The 12,406-nt window shown below is 61.2% G+C and carries 11 protein-coding genes; 6 read left to right on the forward strand and 5 right to left on the reverse strand.

Annotated features, from left to right (window positions below; all coding sequences use genetic code 11):
- Window positions 1–21: 21 nt before the first annotated feature.
- A complete protein-coding gene (locus tag OZ911_RS00235) occupies window positions 22–1,290 on the forward strand; it encodes an NAD(P)/FAD-dependent oxidoreductase (protein WP_016489927.1) in 1,269 nt (422 codons plus the stop codon).
- A complete protein-coding gene (locus OZ911_RS00240) occupies window positions 1,287–2,105 on the forward strand; it encodes a sulfite exporter TauE/SafE family protein (RefSeq protein WP_016489928.1) in 819 nt (272 codons plus the stop codon). Before OZ911_RS00235 ends, OZ911_RS00240 begins: the two co-directional genes overlap by 4 nt.
- Here OZ911_RS00240 and OZ911_RS00245 read toward each other — a convergent pair.
- Window positions 2,094–2,981, reverse strand: a complete 888-nt coding sequence (locus OZ911_RS00245; protein ID WP_060519805.1) for a LysR family transcriptional regulator — start codon at window positions 2,979–2,981, stop codon at window positions 2,094–2,096. The genes OZ911_RS00240 and OZ911_RS00245 overlap by 12 nt on opposite strands.
- A gap of 238 nt (window positions 2,982–3,219) precedes the next feature.
- Here OZ911_RS00245 and OZ911_RS00250 point away from each other — a divergent pair, with 238 nt between their 5' ends.
- Both OZ911_RS00250 and OZ911_RS00255 read left to right on the forward strand, forming a co-directional pair.
- Window positions 3,220–4,866: a GMC family oxidoreductase gene (locus OZ911_RS00250; protein ID WP_070086741.1), complete on the forward strand. Its 1,647-nt coding sequence runs from the start codon at window positions 3,220–3,222 to the stop codon at window positions 4,864–4,866.
- 97 nt (window positions 4,867–4,963) lie between these two features.
- A complete protein-coding gene (locus OZ911_RS00255) occupies window positions 4,964–6,583 on the forward strand; it encodes an MFS transporter (RefSeq protein ID WP_016489931.1) in 1,620 nt (539 codons plus the stop codon).
- Between the two features lie 177 nt (window positions 6,584–6,760).
- Here the strand turns inward: OZ911_RS00255 and OZ911_RS00260 are convergent, their stop codons facing one another.
- From OZ911_RS00260 to glyQ, 4 genes are read right to left on the reverse strand one after another with little or no spacing between them, the layout of a single operon-like run.
- Window positions 6,761–7,546, reverse strand: a complete 786-nt coding sequence (locus tag OZ911_RS00260; protein WP_016489932.1) for a lysophospholipid acyltransferase family protein — start codon at window positions 7,544–7,546, stop codon at window positions 6,761–6,763.
- 45 nt (window positions 7,547–7,591) lie between these two features.
- Window positions 7,592–8,119, reverse strand: coding sequence for a D-glycero-beta-D-manno-heptose 1,7-bisphosphate 7-phosphatase (gmhB, locus tag OZ911_RS00265; RefSeq protein WP_023048059.1), 528 nt, complete (start codon window positions 8,117–8,119; stop codon window positions 7,592–7,594).
- A gap of 3 nt (window positions 8,120–8,122) precedes the next feature.
- Window positions 8,123–10,174 carry a glycine--tRNA ligase subunit beta gene (gene glyS / locus OZ911_RS00270; protein ID WP_023048058.1) on the reverse strand — a complete coding sequence of 684 codons (2,052 nt, stop codon included), beginning with the start codon at window positions 10,172–10,174 and terminating at the stop codon, window positions 8,123–8,125.
- The gene (gene glyQ, locus OZ911_RS00275) at window positions 10,171–11,118 is read right to left on the reverse strand and encodes a glycine--tRNA ligase subunit alpha (RefSeq protein WP_012269869.1); all 948 of its coding nucleotides are present in this window, start codon (window positions 11,116–11,118) and stop codon (window positions 10,171–10,173) included. The genes glyS and glyQ overlap by 4 nt, the downstream gene beginning before the upstream one ends.
- Window positions 11,119–11,201: 83 nt before the next feature.
- Between glyQ and OZ911_RS00280 the strand changes: the two genes are divergently transcribed.
- Window positions 11,202–11,771 (forward strand): DNA-3-methyladenine glycosylase I, encoded by a 570-nt coding sequence (locus OZ911_RS00280; protein WP_023048057.1) that lies wholly within the window; start codon window positions 11,202–11,204, stop codon window positions 11,769–11,771.
- An 80-nt stretch (window positions 11,772–11,851) separates the two neighbouring features.
- Window positions 11,852–12,355, forward strand: a complete 504-nt coding sequence (locus OZ911_RS00285) for a DUF1152 domain-containing protein (protein WP_016489936.1) — start codon at window positions 11,852–11,854, stop codon at window positions 12,353–12,355.
- Window positions 12,356–12,406 lie beyond the last annotated feature (51 nt).

Consider the following 12,406-nt stretch of genomic DNA (forward strand, 5'->3'; position numbering starts at 1 on the left):
AGATTTCCAGGATTTACCGCCATGCCTGCCTTGTTGTCCCCTGCCAATACCGACCACCACAAGGTGGTCATCGTCGGTGCCGGTGCCGCTGGTATCGCCACCGCTTCCAGCCTGATCAGCCGTGACCCGTCGCTGGACGTTGCCTTGATCGACCCCGCCGATGTGCATTACTACCAACCCGGCTGGACCATGGTCGGGGCCGGTGTGTTCAAGGCACCGAGCACCGCCCGCACCATGGCTTCGACCATCCCGCGTGGTGTGCGCTGGGTCAAGGCGCGGGTGCAGGGTTTCGACCCTCTGGGCCAGTTGGTCATGCTCGAGGGCGGTCGTGCCATCAGCTATGAACAGCTGATAGTGTGCCCTGGCCTCACGCTGGACTGGGCGGCAATTGAGGGGCTCTGTGAAACCTTGGGCCGCAACGGGGTCACCTCTAATTACCGTTACGACCTGGCGCCCTACACTTGGGAGCTGGTGCAGAAACTCAAGCAAGGCCGTGCCGTATTCAGCCAGCCGCCCATGCCGATCAAATGTGCGGGCGCACCGCAGAAGGCGCTGTACCTGTCTTGCGATCATTGGCTGCGCAACGGCCATCTGGGGGCGGTTAAAGCCAGCTTCTTCAATGCCGGGGCAGTGTTGTTCGGTGTGGCGGACTACGTGCCTGCGTTGATGAAGTACATCGAAAAATACGCTGTGGACCTCAATTTTTCCCACAGGTTGGTCGCTGTGGACGGTCCGAACAAGCGCGCCACCTTCGTACGCACGCTTCCCGATGGCAGCAGTGAAACGCGCATCGAGGCGTTCGACATGCTCCACGTGGTACCGCCACAGGTGGCGCCGGCTTTTATTCGCGAAAGCCCGTTGGCCGATAACGCCGGCTGGGTCGATGTCGATCCGCATACCCTGCGCCATCGCAAGTACACCAACATCCATGCCCTGGGTGACGTGGCCAATACCAGCAATGCCAAGACCGCCGCAGCGGCCCGCAAGCAGGCGCCGGTAGTGGCCAACAACGTGCTGGTGGCACTGGGCCGGCTGCCCACCCTCGCCCAGTACGATGGCTATGGCTCGTGCCCGCTGACGGTAGAGCGCGGGAAGATCGTCCTGGCCGAGTTCACCTATGGCGGCAAACTGGCACCGAGCTTTCCCAGTTGGTTGCTGGATGGCCGCAAGCCGACGCGTCTGGCCTGGTTGCTCAAGGCGCAGGCGCTGCCGCCGCTGTACTGGCAAGGCATGCTCAAGGGCCGCGAGTGGCTGGCGCGCCCGCAGTTGGTAGCCGAGGGTGGGCAGTGATCGAACATCAATTGTTGGGGGCGGGCCTGGGCGCGATCATCGGTGCGGTGCTGGCGTTGACCGGCGCCGGCGGTGGCATTCTTGCTGTGCCCTTGCTGGTGTTCGGCCTGGGGCTGTCGATGGTCGAGGCTGCACCGGTCGGCCTGTTGGCCGTAGGCATGGCAGCGGCGGTTGGCGCAGTGCTGGGTTTGCGTCAGGGGTTGGTGCGTTATCGGGCGGCGCTGTTTATCGCACTGATCGGCGTAGCAGCGGCGCCGTTCGGGCTGATGCTGGCGCACCGCTTGCCGAATACACCTTTGCAGTTGGTGTTTGCCGGGGTGCTGGTGTACGCCTGCCTGCGTATCTGGCGCAAGGCGGCCAAAGACCTGCGCGGTGAAGCCAATGACGCCCATCGCTATATCGAACCCTGTGTGCTGAACCCGTTGCAAGGTCGCTTGCGCTGGACCCTGCCATGCGCGCGTGCCCTGGCATTTACCGGTGCCTTGTCTGGGTTGCTGTCTGGTCTGCTGGGGGTTGGCGGTGGTTTCGTCATCATCCCGGCCCTGAACCGCTATACCAACCTGCGCATGGCCAGCATCGTGTCCACCTCGCTGGCGGTGATCGCACTGGTGTCCACCGGCAGTGTGGTCAGCGCCAGCCTGGCGGGTGTGATGCATTGGCAGGTTGGAGCCCCGTTTGCATCAGGCGCGGTGCTCGGCCTGCTGCTGGCGCGGCCATTGGCGGCCAGGCTGGCCGGGCCGCGTTTGCAGCAGATGTTTGCGGTGGCCGGTTGGACGGCGGCATTGCTGCTGGCGGGCAAGGCACTATTGGGCTAGCAGCGCGTCCTGTTCTGCGGCGCACAGCGCCAGCAGGTAGTCCCACACCACCCGCAGGCGCACTGACTTGTGCAGCTCGCGGCGGGTGCAGATCCAGTAGCTGCGCTGGATGGTTTCGCCAGGCAGTACGCGCACCAGCGTCGGGTCGTCGTGAGCCATGTAGTTGGGCAGTACGGCGATGCCCAGCCCGGCGCGGGCGGCAGCCTGTTGGGCAATGACGCTGGTGCTGCGAAACACCACGGTCGGTGCCCGGCAGAAACTGTTGAGAAACAGCAGTTCCTGGCTGAACAGCAGGTCGTCGACGTAGCCGATCCAGTTGTGCCGGGCCAGGTCCTCACGGTTGCGCAACGGCGGTGCCCGGTCCAGGTAGTCCTGGCTGGCGTACAGCGCCAGGCGGTAGTCGGTGAGCTTGCGGGTTATCAGCAGGTCGGCGTTGGGGCGTTCCAGGTGAATGCTGATCTCCGCTTCGCGGTTGAGGATGCTGACAAAGCGCGGCACCGCCACCAGTTCCACCTCCAGGCCCGGGTAGCGCTCGAACAACGCGTTCATGCGTGGGGTGAAGAACATGATGCCGATGCCTTCGGTCACCCCCAGGCGAATTTTGCCCAACGGGGTGATGGCCTGGGTGATTTCTTCCTGCGCCAACAGCGCGACGTTCTCCATGGCCTCGGCATGCTTGAGCAGGGCTTGGCCCGAGGGGGTCAGCTCGTAGCCCTGTGCATGTTGTACAAACAGCGCGGTGCCCAGGCTTTGCTCGATGCTCTCGATATGCCGGGCCACCGTGCTGTGGGTTGTGTTGAGGCGCTTGGCGGCGGTAAGCAGGCGGCCGCTGCGCTGCAACTCGAGGAAAAACCGCAGATCGTTCCAGTCGAACATGCTGATCCTTGTGGCTGTTCGTCCGGCCCTTTCGCGGGTAAACCCGCTCTCACAGGGACCGCGCCGCCTTCAGAAGCAGCGTCGAACCTGTGGGAGCGGGTTTACCCGCGAAGAGGCCGGTATAGGCTTACCCCTGTGCTAAAACGCACAACGGCTGCGCGAAATCTCGTGTTTCACTCACGAAATTACGCACTAAGATGGATCGGGACAAGAATAAAAAACGGGCGCGAGGTTGCACATGCCATCAGCCGATTCTGTCTTCGACTACGTGGTCGTAGGGGCCGGTCCCGCCGGTTGCCTTCTGGCCAACCGTTTGTCCGCCGACCCATCCTGCCGCGTTTTGCTGCTGGAAGCAGGTGGCCGCGACAACTATCCCTGGATTCACATCCCCGTCGGCTATCTCTATTGCATCGGCAACCCGCGCACTGACTGGTGCTTCAAGACCGAGGCGCAGCCAGGCCTGGGGGGGCGCGCACTGGGCTACCCACGCGGCAAGGTGCTCGGTGGCTGTTCTTCAATCAACGGCATGATCTACATGCGTGGCCAGGCGGCGGACTATGACCGCTGGGCCGAGCAAGGCAATGACGGCTGGGCCTGGAAGGACGTGCTGCCGCTGTTCAAGGCCAGCGAAAACCACTTCGCCGGCGCCAGTGAGCACCACGGCGGTGACGGCGAATGGCGGGTCGAGCGCCAGCGCTACAGCTGGCCAATCCTCGATGCTTTCCGTGATGCCGCCGAGCAAAGCGGCATCGGCAAGGTCGACGACTTCAACACCGGCGACAACCAGGGCTGTGGATACTTTCAGGTCAACCAGCGCAGCGGCGTACGCTGGAACGCCTCCAAAGCTTTCCTGAGGCCGATAAAGGACCGCGCCAACCTCACTGTGCTGACCGGCGTTCAGGTTGACCAGGTACTGCTCAACAACACCCGGGCGCGGGCCGTGAAAGCATTTTGGCAAGGCGCCTGGCACGAGTTTGCGTCGCGTCGCGAAATCATCCTCTGCGCCGGCGCTGTTGGTTCACCCGGTATTCTGCAACGCTCCGGCATCGGCCCGCGCCAGCTGCTGGAAAGCCTGGGCATTGGTGTACGCCACGATATGCCGGGCGTGGGGGGCAACCTTCAGGACCACCTGCAACTGCGCCTGATCTACCAGATCCGCAATACCCGCACCTTGAACCAGATGGCCAATAGCCTCTGGGGCAAGATGGGCATGGGCCTGCGCTACCTTTATGACCGCAGCGGCCCACTGGCGATGGCGCCGAGCCAGCTGGGCGCGTTCGTGCGCTCGAGCCCGGACCAGGCCACCGCCAACCTGCAGTATCACGTTCAGCCGCTTTCACTGGAGCGCTTCGGTGAGCCGCTGCATTCGTTCCCGGCCTTTACCGCATCGGTGTGCAACCTGCACCCGGTAAGCCGCGGGCGTATCGATATCAGCAGCACCGACATGAACAGCACGCCGCTGATCGACCCCAACTACCTCAGCGAGCCACAGGACCTGCGCGTGGCCGCCGATGCCATCCGCCTCACCCGGCGCATCGTGCAGGCCCCTGCCCTTGCAGCGTTCGACCCCAAGGAATACCTGCCAGGCCCAGCCCTGCAAACCGAGCAAGAGCTGTTTGAGGCAGCCGGCAAAATTGGCACCACCATCTTCCACCCGGTCGGTACCTGCCGTATGGGCAGCGGTGCCCTGGACGTTGTGGATAACCAGTTGCGCGTGCACGGCATCCCCGGTTTGCGTGTGGCCGATGCCTCGATCATGCCGCAGATCACCTCCGGTAATACCTGTTCACCGACCCTGATGATCGCCGAGAAGGCGGCGCAACTGATCCTCAAAGGAGCTGCTACCCAGACCTACATGAACGAAGACGCGATACCGACCCCCTGACCCGGGTGCGTGCAACACCGGTGGCTCGCGGTCAGAAGCCGCCGACAGTGGAACAAAAAGAATAATCACTGTGGCCTGCGGGCCGAGGACAGCAACGATGTCGGATTACATCCAGGAACAGGGTGCGGCGGCCAGCAGCTCCAGCCGCCGTGAAGAACGCAAGATCATTTTCGCGTCATCCCTCGGGACGGTTTTCGAGTGGTATGACTTTTTTCTCTATGGTGCGCTGGCAGCGGTCATCAGCAAGCAGTTCTTTGCTGGGGTGAACGACACCACCGCATTCATCTTCGCCCTCATGGCCTTCGCCGCCGGCTTTCTGGTGCGGCCGTTCGGTGCATTGGTGTTCGGCCGCCTGGGCGACATGATCGGGCGCAAGTACACCTTCCTGGTCACCATCGTGCTGATGGGTTTGTCCACCTTCGCCGTGGGGTTGCTGCCCACTTATGCCAGTATCGGCATTGCCGCACCGATCATCCTGGTGATCCTGCGCATGCTCCAAGGGCTGGCGCTGGGGGGGGAGTACGGCGGTGCTGCCACCTATGTGGCCGAGCATGCGCCCCATGGCAAACGGGGCTTTTACACCGGTTTCATCCAGTCTACGGCCACCCTTGGCCTGTTGTTGTCGCTGCTGGTGGTGCTGGGCAGCCGCTACATCAGTGGCGACCAGTTCGAAACGTGGGGCTGGCGCCTGCCGTTCCTGTTGTCGATCGTGCTGCTGGCCATCTCCACCTGGATCCGCATGAGCATGCACGAGTCGCCGGCCTTCGTGAAAATGAAGGCCCAGGGCAAGGTCAGCAAGTCGCCTATTCGTGAGTCGTTCACCTCTTGGCCTAACCTGAAAGTGGTGCTGACCGCCTTGTTCAGCATCAACGCCGGGCAAGCCGTGACCTTCTATACGGCGCAGTTCTATGTGTTGTTCTTCATGACCCAAATGCTGAAGATGGACCCTGCCCAGGCCAACACGCTGCTGATCATCAGTGTGGTGATCGGTGCGCCGTTCTTCGTGTTTTTCGGTTGGCTGTCGGACCGTATTGGCCGCAAGCCGATCCTGATGCTCGGCCTGCTGTTGGCCACGGTGCTGTACTTCCCGCTGTTCAAGGCGCTAAGCCATTACGCCAACCCTCAGATCGACGCAGCCAGCCGGCAGGCGCCTATCGTGGTTACGGCCGACCCACAAAATTGCACCTTCCAGTTCGACCCGGTGGGCAAGGCTCGTTTTGACAGCCCGTGCGACAAGGTCAAGACATTCCTGGTGAAGCAGGGCCTGCCGTATAGCTCAGTGAACGTGGCCGGCAGCGATGTGGTAGTCAATATTGGTGAAAAGACCATCAATGGCTACGACGAAGCGGCCATGCGCAGCGCAGTGGAGCAGGCGGGCTACCCGGCCAAGGCCGACCCAGGGCAGGTCAACCAGGTAATGGTGGTGGTGCTGATCGTGGCGATGATCCTGATCGCGACCATGACCTATGGCCCGCTGGCAGCGGTAATGGTCGAGCTGTTCCCGACCCGTATCCGCTACACCTCAATGTCCCTGCCCTACCATATTGGTAATGGCTGGTTCGGCGGTTTCCTGCCAACGGTATCGTTCGCGCTGGTGGTGTATACCGGGGATATCTTCTACGGATTGTGGTACCCGGTGCTGGTGACCGGGATCAGCCTGGTGGTGGGGATTTTCTGCCTTAAAGAAACCAAGGATGTGGATCTCGACAAGGTCTGACCCTGTTCATCCGGCATAAAAAAACCGGCTGTAAAAGCCGGTTTTTTTATGCCGCGGAAAAACTTATGCACGCTTTTCAGAAAAAATTCATAAGTAGAAATAAACTTCTAATTCAAGTACTTAGCGATCATTTCAAGCATTTGATCGAAAAACTGCTCACAAGTTATCCACAGATGATCAGGCCATCTGCTGTTGGGGTTTTTCATCAGCTGGCGGCAGCGAACCCAAGGCCCGTTGAGTCGCTTCGTTCCACGCCGCTGCGCGGTCATTGAGTTCGGCGATGGCACGTGGCCCGGTGCCATTGGCGTACATCGGCTCGCCAATCACCACTTCGATGGTACCGGCACGCTTGCCCCAACCTGTCTTCGGCCAGAACTTGCCGGCATTGTGGGCAATCGGCAGCACCGGCAGCCCGGCATTCACGGCCAGCGCAGTACCGCCGCGGGAGAACTTGCCCACGGTGCCGAAGGGCACGCGGGTGCCTTCCGGGAAGATCAGCACCCAAGTCTTCTGCTTGAGCAGCTCGTCGCCTTTGCTCGCCACCTGGCGCAACGCTTCCTTTGGGTTGTCGCGGTTGATCGCGATCGGCCGCAGCATGGCCATGGCCCAGCCGAAAAACGGCACGTACAGCAGCTCGCGCTTGAGCACTTGGCTCAGCGGCGAAAAGTACTGGGAAAGGAAGAAGGTTTCCCAAGTGCTTTGGTGGTTGGACAGGATCACACAGGGCTCTTTCGGCACGTTTTCGGCGCCGGTGACCTTGTAGTCGATGCCGAGAATGGTGCGCACCAGGAACAGCGCGCAGCGACACCAATACACGTTGATGAACCTGTAGCGCTTGGGGAACGACAGGAACGGCGCGATGAAGAAGCTCAGCGAGCACCACAGCAGTGAACTGGTGCCCAGCAGCAGGTAAAAAAGAAAGATTCTGATCGCCTGCAGGATCGACATAGTGGCTTGTACCATTGCGGGGCATGCCCGCCTGAGAAAATGCGCCCGAAGGCGCACTGTTTAAATTAGTTCTCTGGCGATAGCTGCCAGATCGTCGAAAATCAGTGTAGTTTCAGGGACACCTTTTTCCAGGGTCCGCTCGCCCTTGCCAGTTTTTACCAACACGGGTTGTGCACCGACGGCCAGGGCGGCCTCCAGGTCACCTTTGCTGTCGCCGACGAACCAGACGCCTTGCAGGGCGACCCGGTAATGCTCGGCAATCGCCACCAGCATGCCAGGCTTTGGCTTGCGGCAATCGCAGCCATCGTCCGGCCCGTGCGGGCAATACACGATATGGCCCACCTCGCCCCCCTGCTCCGCCACCAGCTCGCGCAGGCGTGCGTGCATGGCTTCCAGGGTTGCCAGTGTGTAATAGCCACGGGCAATGCCGGACTGGTTGGTGGCCACGGCCACCGTCCAGCCCGCTTTGCTCAACTGCGCGATGGCCTCGACCGAGCCAGGGATCGGCACCCATTCTTCCAGCGTCTTGATGTAGGCGTCGGAGTCATGGTTGATGACCCCGTCACGGTCGAGAATCAGCAGTTTCAAGGCTTACCCCAGCAGCGAAATGTCGGCCACGCCCAGGAACAGGCCGCGCAGGCGGCTGAGCAGGGCATAACGGTTGGCGCGTACCTTGGCATCTTCAGCGTTGACCATCACCGCTTCGAAGAAGGCGTCGACCGGGTCACGCAGGGCCGCCAGGCGGGCCAGCGATTCACTGTACTGGCGTGCAGCAGCCATCGGCTGCACGGCCTGGTCGGCCTGCTGGATGGCCGAGTACAGGGAGAACTCGTTGGCGTTGTCGAAGTACTTTGGCTCGACCTGTTCGGCGATGGCACCTTCGGCCTTGCTCAGCAAGTTCGATACACGCTTGTTCACCGCGGCCAGGGCTTCGGCTTCCGGCAGCTTGCGGAAGGCCTGCACAGCTTGCACACGCTGGTCGAAGTCCAGGGCCGAGCCTGGCTGCAGGGCACGCACCGACAGGTAGGTGGCCACGTCGATGCCTTCGTCTTCGTAACGCGCACGCAGGCGGTCGAAGATGAATTCCAGTACCTGTTCGGCCAGGCCAGCGGCCTTGACCTTGGCGCCGAACTGCTTGACTGCGAACTCGACCGCACCGGTCAGGTTCAGGTCGAGCTGCTTCTCGATCAGAATGCGCAGCACGCCCAAGGCAGCACGGCGCAGGGCGTACGGGTCCTTGCTCCCGGTAGGCAGCATGCCGATGCCGAAGATGCCAACGAGGGTGTCGAGTTTGTCGGCGATGGCCACGGCAGCACCGGTGAGGGTCTGCGGCAGCTCGGCGCCAGCACCGCGCGGCATGTACTGCTCGTTCAAAGCCAGGGCGACGTCCTGCGGCTCACCGTCGTTGAGCGCGTAGTAGTAACCGGCAACACCCTGCATTTCGGGGAACTCGCCGACCATCTCGGTGGCCAGGTCGCACTTGGACAGCAGGCCGGCACGGCCGGCGCGCTGGGCGTCGCCGCCGATCAGCGGGGCAATGAACGCAGCCAGTTTGGAAACACGCTCGGCCTTGTCGTACACAGTGCCCAGCTGCGCCTGGAACACCACGTTTTTCAGGCGCTCGTTGAAGGTTTCCAGCGGCTGCTTCTTGTCCTGCTTGAAGAAGAACTCGGCGTCGGTCAGGCGTGGGCGCACGACCTTCTCGTTGCCTTGCACGATCTGCTTCGGGTCGCGGCTCTCGACGTTGGCCACGGTGATGAAGCGCGGCAGCAGCTTGCCTTCGCTGTCCAGCAGGCAGAAGTACTTCTGGTTGTCCTGCATGGTGGTGATCAGGGCTTCCTGTGGCACTTCAAGGAAACGCTCCTCGAACGAGCACACCAGCGGCACTGGCCACTCGACCAGGGCAGTCACTTCGTCCAGCAGCGCAGGCGGCACGATGGCGGTGCCTTCCTGCTGCATGGCCAGCTCGGCGGTACGCTTGCTGATCAGCTCGCGGCGCTCGGCGAAGTCGGCCAGCACGTAGGCTTTGCGCAGGTCTTCGACGTAGTTGGCCGGGGTGGTGATGACGACGTTTTCCGGGTGGTGGAAGCGGTGGCCACGGGATTCACGGCCGGCTTTCTGCGACAGGATGGTGCAGTCGACCACCTGGTCGCCCAGCAGCATCACCAGCCATTGCGTCGGGCGTACGAACTCTTCACGGCTGGCCGCCCAGCGCATGCGCTTGGGAATCGGCAGGTCGTTGAGCGAATCTTCGACGATGGTTGGCAGCAAGCCGGCGGTGGCCTTGCCTGGGATATGCTGGGAGAAGCGCAGCTTGGCGCCGCTCTGGTCGATTTCCGACAGATCTACACCGCATTTCTTGGCAAAGCCAAGAGCAGCCTGGGTCGGCTCGCCGTCTTTGAAAGCAGCCTGCAGGGGCGGGCCGTCGATATTGATGCTGCGGTCAGGCTGCTGCACGTCCAGCTGGCGGATCAGCACGGCCAGGCGGCGCGGCGCGGCGTACACCTGCTTGCCGGTGTAGTTCAGGCCAGCGGCCTGCAGGCCTTTCTCGATGCCGGCCAGGAAGGCGTCGCCGAGGGTGGCGAGGGCCTTGGGTGGCAGCTCTTCGGTGCCCAGTTCTACCAGGAAATCTTGAGCACTCATTGTGCAGCCTCCAGCTTAGCCAACACTTCGTCACGCAATTCAGGGGTGGCCATCGGGAAGCCCAGGCGTGCGCGGGCTTGCAGATAGCTTTGCGCCACGTCCCGGGCCAGGGTACGTACACGCAAGATGTAACGCTGGCGCTCGGTTACCGAGATGGCGCGGCGGGCGTCCAGCAGGTTGAAGGTGTGCGAGGCCTTCAGGACCATTTCATAGGTCGGCAACGGCAGATCCAGCTTGATCAGGCGGTTGGCTTCGCTTTCGTAGAAGTCGAACAGTTCGAACAGCTTGTCGACATTGGCGTGCTCGAAGTTGTAGGTCGACTGCTCCACCTCGTTCTGGTGGAACACGTCGCCATAGGTGACTTTGCCAAACGGGCCGTCGGCCCACACCAGGTCGTACACCGAGTCGACGCCCTGGATGTACATGGCCAGGCGCTCCAGGCCGTAGGTGATTTCACCGGTGACCGGGTAGCACTCGATACCGCCTACCTGCTGGAAGTAGGTGAACTGGGTGACTTCCATCCCGTTGAGCCAGATTTCCCAGCCCAGACCCCAGGCGCCGAGGGTCGGCGATTCCCAGTTGTCTTCGACGAAGCGGATGTCGTGCACCAGCGGATCCAGGCCGATGGCTTTCAGCGAGCCGAGGTACAGCTCCTGGAAGTTGGCCGGGTTGGGCTTGAGCACGACCTGGAACTGGTAGTAGTGCTGCAGGCGGTTTGGGTTTTCGCCATACCGCCCGTCGGCAGGGCGACGGCTAGGCTGCACGTAGGCGGCGTTCCAGGTTTCTGGGCCGACGGCGCGCAGGAACGTGGCGGTATGGAAAGTGCCGGCGCCTACTTCCATATCGTAGGGCTGAAGCACCACACAACCTTGAGCTGCCCAGTAGTTCTGCAGGGCGAGGATCAGGTCTTGGAAGGTACGCACGGCTGGCGTAGGCTGGCTCACGAAATTCACCTGTATCTGGGGATGCGGATGTAAAGAGCGGGAGTATAACCTGATTCGCCTCGCCCTCTACTCATTGGAGCCTTATGCCACGCTGCTTTTGGTGTACCGACGATCCGTTGTACCAGGCCTACCATGACCAGGAATGGGGAACGCCACAGCGTGACCCGGCGTTGCTCTTCGAGATGCTTTTGCTCGAAGGGTTCCAGGCCGGGCTTTCGTGGATAACCGTTTTGCGCAAACGCGAGCGTTATCGCGAGGTGATGTACGGCTTCGACCCGGAAAAGCTGGCCGCCATGAGCGACGAGCGTATCGAAGAACTGATGCAGGATGCGGGTATCATCCGCAACCGCCTCAAGCTCAAGGCTGCGCGGCGCAATGCCCAGGCCTGGCGGGCTGTGGATAACCCGGCCGAATGGCTGTGGTCGTTCGTTGGCGGCGAGCCGAAGATCAACCACTTCAACGGGCGCGGCGACGTGCCGGCTATTACCGACGAAGCCAAGGCCATGAGCAAGGCCCTGCAGAAAGCCGGCTTCACCTTTGTCGGCCCGACCATCTGCTACGCCTTCATGCAGGCCACCGGCATGGTCATGGACCACACCACCGATTGCGATCGCTATTCCACGCTAAGCGATTCAACAGGTACGATATTTTAAAAATATACCCACCCATGTTTATGTACATTTTGGTGGGGGTGGTTTAAATTCCTCTCTCGTCTACCTAAGAGGGGAGCATCATGGCTGCCAAGATGAAATCGGGCACCTGGCAAGACTTTTCGCAGCGTTTTTTGCGTGCTCACGGCATGCCGGTAGGCTGTGAGCTACGCCTGTACAGGAAAGATGGGCGCAAAGTTCGTTCAGATCTTGGTATCAAGCGTAGAGCGATTAATCGTTCGAACATCACTGTATTGAAAGGAAGTGATCGCATTTCCGAACTCATTACGGATGCTGCTCGCCTTCTCTCAACAGATGTTCTTGCGCGTGGCTATGAGATGGGACTCTACAGCCCTGAAGGCGATCGTGTTTACGGGCAAACATACGTTGAGACAATCCGGTCATTGCAGGAGACAAAAAAGCAGGTTGACCCCATAGAGGTCTTCATCGATCTGCTTGAGGACGCGGGTGTTGATGACCTGACGCTTCGTCAAGTTGGTTCATTGTATTCGCGATTAAGCGAGATTTTCGACAATGGACATTTTGAGAAAATGTTGTTGAAAGCCCCTGCTGCGCTGGGTAAGTGATTTGTGGCCAGGAGGTTACGGACACCGACGGGACGCCTTTAGCAAACTGCT

Origin of the sequence: Pseudomonas fortuita (genome assembly GCF_026898135.2) — a bacterium.
Taxonomy (GTDB): domain Bacteria; phylum Pseudomonadota; class Gammaproteobacteria; order Pseudomonadales; family Pseudomonadaceae; genus Aquipseudomonas; species Aquipseudomonas fortuita.

Bases quoted from the DNA above. Each gene is read 5' to 3' on its own strand.
- OZ911_RS00250 (WP_070086741.1), top strand. From the start codon at position 3,220: ATGCCATCAGCCGATTCTGTCTTCGACTACGTGGTCGTAGGGGCCGGT.
- glyS (WP_023048058.1), bottom strand. From the start codon at position 10,174: ATGAGTGCTCAAGATTTCCTGGTAGAACTGGGCACCGAAGAGCTGCCA.
- OZ911_RS00235 (WP_016489927.1), top strand. From the start codon at position 22: ATGCCTGCCTTGTTGTCCCCTGCCAATACCGACCACCACAAGGTGGTC.
- OZ911_RS00280 (WP_023048057.1), top strand. From the start codon at position 11,202: ATGCCACGCTGCTTTTGGTGTACCGACGATCCGTTGTACCAGGCCTAC.
- OZ911_RS00285 (WP_016489936.1), top strand. From the start codon at position 11,852: ATGGCTGCCAAGATGAAATCGGGCACCTGGCAAGACTTTTCGCAGCGT.
- OZ911_RS00255 (WP_016489931.1), top strand. From the start codon at position 4,964: ATGTCGGATTACATCCAGGAACAGGGTGCGGCGGCCAGCAGCTCCAGC.
- OZ911_RS00260 (WP_016489932.1), bottom strand. From the start codon at position 7,546: ATGGTACAAGCCACTATGTCGATCCTGCAGGCGATCAGAATCTTTCTT.
- OZ911_RS00245 (WP_060519805.1), bottom strand. From the start codon at position 2,981: ATGTTCGACTGGAACGATCTGCGGTTTTTCCTCGAGTTGCAGCGCAGC.